Source organism: Mycobacterium sp. (genome assembly GCF_032162605.1).
Lineage (GTDB): Bacteria > Actinomycetota > Actinomycetes > Mycobacteriales > Mycobacteriaceae > Mycobacterium.
Map to the genome: position 1 here is coordinate 1 of NZ_JAVROT010000286.1, position 4,637 is coordinate 4,637.

A 4,637-nucleotide genomic window follows, 5' to 3' on the forward strand; every position below is an offset into this window, starting at 1 on the left:
CCAAGGAACAACTGCGCGCCCTCCCCGACGGCCTCACCTACGGACTGCTTCGCTATCTCAACCCCGACACCGACATCGCCGGACCGGACCCCACCATCGGCTTCAACTACCTCGGCCGACTCGGCGCCAACACTGAACTGTCCGAAGACCTTTGGAGACCGAGCCAAGAAACACTCTCCGCCACCGAGGCTGCCACCGCGATACCCATGCCCTTGGCACACTCGGTGGATCTCAACGCTGGCACCGTCGACACCGGCACCGGCCCTCGACTGCACGCCAACTGGACCTGGGCTACCTCGATCTTGGATGACACCCAAGTCAGCCGGCTCAGCCAGTTGTGGTTCGACGCCTTGGCCGGGATCTGCGCCCACGTCGCCCAGGGCGGTGGCGGGCTGACTCCGTCTGACATCACCCCCGCCCAACTCAGCCAACAACAGCTCGACGACCTGCAACAGCACTATCGCATCGCCGACGTCCTGCCCCTAACCCCGCTTCAGCAGGGACTCCTATACCACGGCAGCACCGCAGGGGAATTGGGTGATCTGTACGCGATGCAGCTCGACGTCACCGTCACCGGCCCGCTCGACCCGCACCGCCTACGCGACGCGGTGCACACCGTCATCACCCGCCACCCCAACCTGGCCGCCCGATTCTGCCAACAGTTCGACCAACCAGTGCAGATCATCCCGGCCAACCCCGAGGTGGCGTGGCAGCACGTCGACTTCAGTGGGGATGAGCCCGACCCCGGCGATCGGATCGAAAAGCTCTGTGTCGCAGAGCGCGCCGCGGTCTGCGACCTCGCCGAGGCCTCGGCGTTCAGGGTGGCACTCATCCGCACCGCCGAACACCGACACCGGATCGTGCTGACCAACCATCACCTAGTGCTCGACGGGTGGTCGCTGCCGATACTGCTGGGGGAAGTGTTCGCCTGCTACTACGGTCAACGACTGCCGGCGGCCGTGCCGTACCGCCGCTTCGTCACCTGGCTCGCCGACCGCGACCTCGAGGCCGCCCGCGAGGCCTGGCGTGACGTGCTCGCCGACTTCGACACCCCCACCCTCGTCAGCCCGCCGAATCGGGTGACACCTGGGCCGCGCGGCTATACCTCGCTACGGGTGTCCGAAGATACTTCGCGGACCCTCGGCGAACTGGCGCGCACCTGCCACACGACTGTCAACACCGTGCTGCAGGCGGCCTGGGCTCAGACGTTGATGTGGCTGACCGGCCAGCATGACGTCGCCTTCGGTACGGCAGTCTCGGGACGGCCAACCGACATCCCCGGTGCGGAATCCATGGTGGGCCTGCTGATCAATACGGTTCCAGTGCGCGCGCGCGTCACTGCGGCCAGTACGCCTGCCGACCTGCTCAGCCAACTGCACCACGCGCACAACCACACACTGGACCATCAGCACCTTGGGCTCAGCGAGGTCCACCGCGCCGCCGGCCACGACCAGCTGTTCGACACCCTCTTCGTGTACGAGAACTACCCGCTCGACACCGCTGCACTCGCAGGCGCCAACGGGTTGACCATCACCGAGTTCACCGGCCGCGAATCCAACCACTACCCGCTGACACTGCAAGCGACCCCGGGACCGGAGCTGGGCCTGCGAATCGAGTACGACACCGACGTATTCGACGCTGACACCATCGACTCGTTGATCGAGCGGCTGCAGAGGATATTGGTGTCCATGGCCGCCGACCCCTCAGAGCGGTTGTCGTCGATGGATCTGCTCGATGCCGGTGAACACGCCCGGCTGGGTGAGTGGGGCAACCGCGCGGTGTTGAGCCGGCCCGCGACGCCAGTGTCGATTCCGGCGTTGTTCGCCGAACGGGTGGCGCGCTCTCCCGAAGCGGCAGCGGTCACCTTCGACGGCAGTTCGATGACCTACCGCCAACTCGAGGACGCCGCTAATCGCCTGGCGCACTTGCTCGCCGAACACGGTGTGGGCCCCGGACGGTGTGTGGCACTGCTCTTGGAGCGCTCCGCTGACGCCATCGTCGCGATCCTGGCGGTGCTCAAGACCGGGGCGGCATACCTGCCGATCGACACAGCGCACCCGCCTGCCCGGATCGAGTTCATGATCGCGGACGCCGCACCGGCCGCCGCGATCACGACCCGCGAAATGGCAGGCCGACTCAAGGGGTGCGAACTGACCGTCGTCGACATCGACGACCCACGCATCCTCACCGAGCCATCCACGGGCTTGCCGCCACCTGCCGCCGACGACATCGCCTACATCCTCTACACCTCGGGTACCACCGGTGTTCCCAAGGGCGTGGCCATCACCCACCACAACGTCACCCAGCTCTTCGACGCGCTAGACGTTGGTGTCGAGATGTCGCCGGAACAGGTTTGGGCGCAATGGCATTCATTGGCGTTCGACGTCTCCGCGTGGGAGATCTTCGGCGCTCTGCTGCACGGTGGACGGCTGGTAGTGATACCCGAGTCGGTGGCCCGGTCTCCATTGGAGCTCCACGCCCTGTTGATCGGCGAGCACGTCAGCGTTTTGAGTCTCACTCCCTCGGCGGCGGGGATGCTCTCACCGCACGGCCTGGGATCGATGGCGGTGGCCGTGGCCGGTGAAGCCTGCCCGGCCGAGCTGGTGGATCAGTGGGCGCCCGGAAGGATCATGGTCAACGCCTACGGCCCCACCGAAACCACGGTTTATGCCACAGTCAGCGCGCCGCTGACACCGGGTCGGAGTGCGGTGCCGATCGGCACGCCGGTCCCAGGGGCGGCGTCGTTCGTGTTGGACGGATGGTTGCGGCCGGTGCCGCCCGGGGTGCTCGGGGAGCTGTATGTGGCCGGGCGCGGCGTCGGGGTCGGCTACCTCGGCCGGTCCGGGTTGACCGCGTCGCGGTTCCTGGCCTGCCCGTTCGGGGAGCCCGGGGCGCGGATGTACCGCACCGGGGACCTGGTGCGCTGGGGCACCGACGGGCAGTTGCAATACCTGGGTCGTGCCGATGAGCAGGTCAAGATCCGCGGCTACCGCATCGAACTCGGCGAAGTACAAACCGCACTAGCCGGATTGGACGGCGTCGAGCACGCCGTCGTCATCGCCCGCGAAGACCACCCCGGCACCAAACGCCTCGTCGGCTACGTCACCGAAACGGGTACCGGCACAGCCGATCCCGACGAACTACGCGCCTCGCTCATCGACCGGTTGCCTGCCTACATGGTGCCTTCTGCGATCGTGGTGCTCGACGCCCTGCCGCTGACACCCAACGGCAAACTCGACGCCCGCGCCCTACCGGCACCGGAATACACCGATGTCGATCGTTACCGCGCCCCGACCGGCGCGATCGAGGAGGTCCTGGCCGGCATCTACGCCCGCGTCCTCGGGCTCGAGAAGGTCGGCGTCGACGACTCGTTCTTCGACCTCGGCGGAGACTCGCTGTCCGCGATGCGCCTGGTCGCCAACGTCAACACCACCCTGGATGCCGACCTTGCGGTACGCGCCCTGTTCGACGCGCCGTCGGTCAGAAGCTTGAGCCGGCAGTTGGGTAGAGATGCCAGGGCGGTGGGAGCAAATCCCGCCGTGAGCCCAGCCAGCGATATGCTCTTCGCGTCCGTGCACGGCGGCAACGCCACCCAGGTGCACGCCGGCGACCTCACGCTGGACAAGTTCATCGACGCCACGACGCTGGCCGGAGCCCCGACGCTGCCAGGGCCGGGCGCCGAGGTGCGGACGGTCCTGCTGACCGGGGCGACGGGTTTCATCGGTCGCTACCTGGTTCTGGAATGGCTCGAGCGGATGGAGCGGGTCGATGGCACGCTGATCTGCCTGGTGCGAGCCGATTCCGACGAGGACGCGTGGCGCCGTCTCGACAAGACGTTCGACAGCGGCGACCCAGATCTGTTGCGCCACTTCCAGAAACTCGCCGCCGATCATCTGGAGGTCGTCACCGGCGACAAGGGCGAAGCCAACCTCGGCCTGGACCAGCAGACCTGGCAGCGGCTGGCCGACACCGTCGACCTGATCGTCGACTCCGCAGCCCTGGTCAACGCCGTCCTGTCCTACCGCGAGCTGTTCGGGCCCAACGTCGTGGGCACCGCCGAGCTGATCCGGATCGCGCTCACCACGAAGCTCAAGCCCTACACCTACGTGTCGACTTCCGACGTCGGCCGCCAGATCGAGCGGTCGGCGTTCACCGAAGATGCCGACATCCGGGTCATCAGCCCCACCCGGGTAATTGACGGAAGTCTGGCCAATGGCTACGGCAACAGCAAGTGGGCCGGCGAGGTGTTGCTGCGCGAGGCCAACGACCTGTGCGACCTGCCGGTAGCGGTATTCCGTTGCGACATGGTCCTGGCCGACCCCAAATACGCGGGCCAGCTCAACGTGTCGGACATGGTCACCCGGATGGTGCTGAGTCTGATGGCTACCGGCCTCGCGCCCGGCTCGCTCTATCAGCTCGACGCCGATGGCAATCGGCAACGCGCGCACTTCGACGGGCTGCCCGTCGGTTTCGACGCGGAGGCGATCACCACACTGGGTGCCCAGACGGTCGACGGATTTCAGACCTACCACGTGATGAACCCGCACGACGACGGCATCGGACCCGATGACTACGTCGATTGGCTGATCGAGGCCGGCTACCCGATCCAACGCATCGCTGACTTCGGGGAGTGGTTG

Annotated in this window: 1 protein-coding gene; it reads left to right on the forward strand. The window is 66.7% G+C overall.

Annotated features, from left to right (window positions below; genetic code table 11):
* Positions 1-4,637 (forward strand): amino acid adenylation domain-containing protein (locus tag QOI01_RS16905; protein WP_526382873.1); only part of this gene is annotated, 4,637 nt, incomplete at both ends.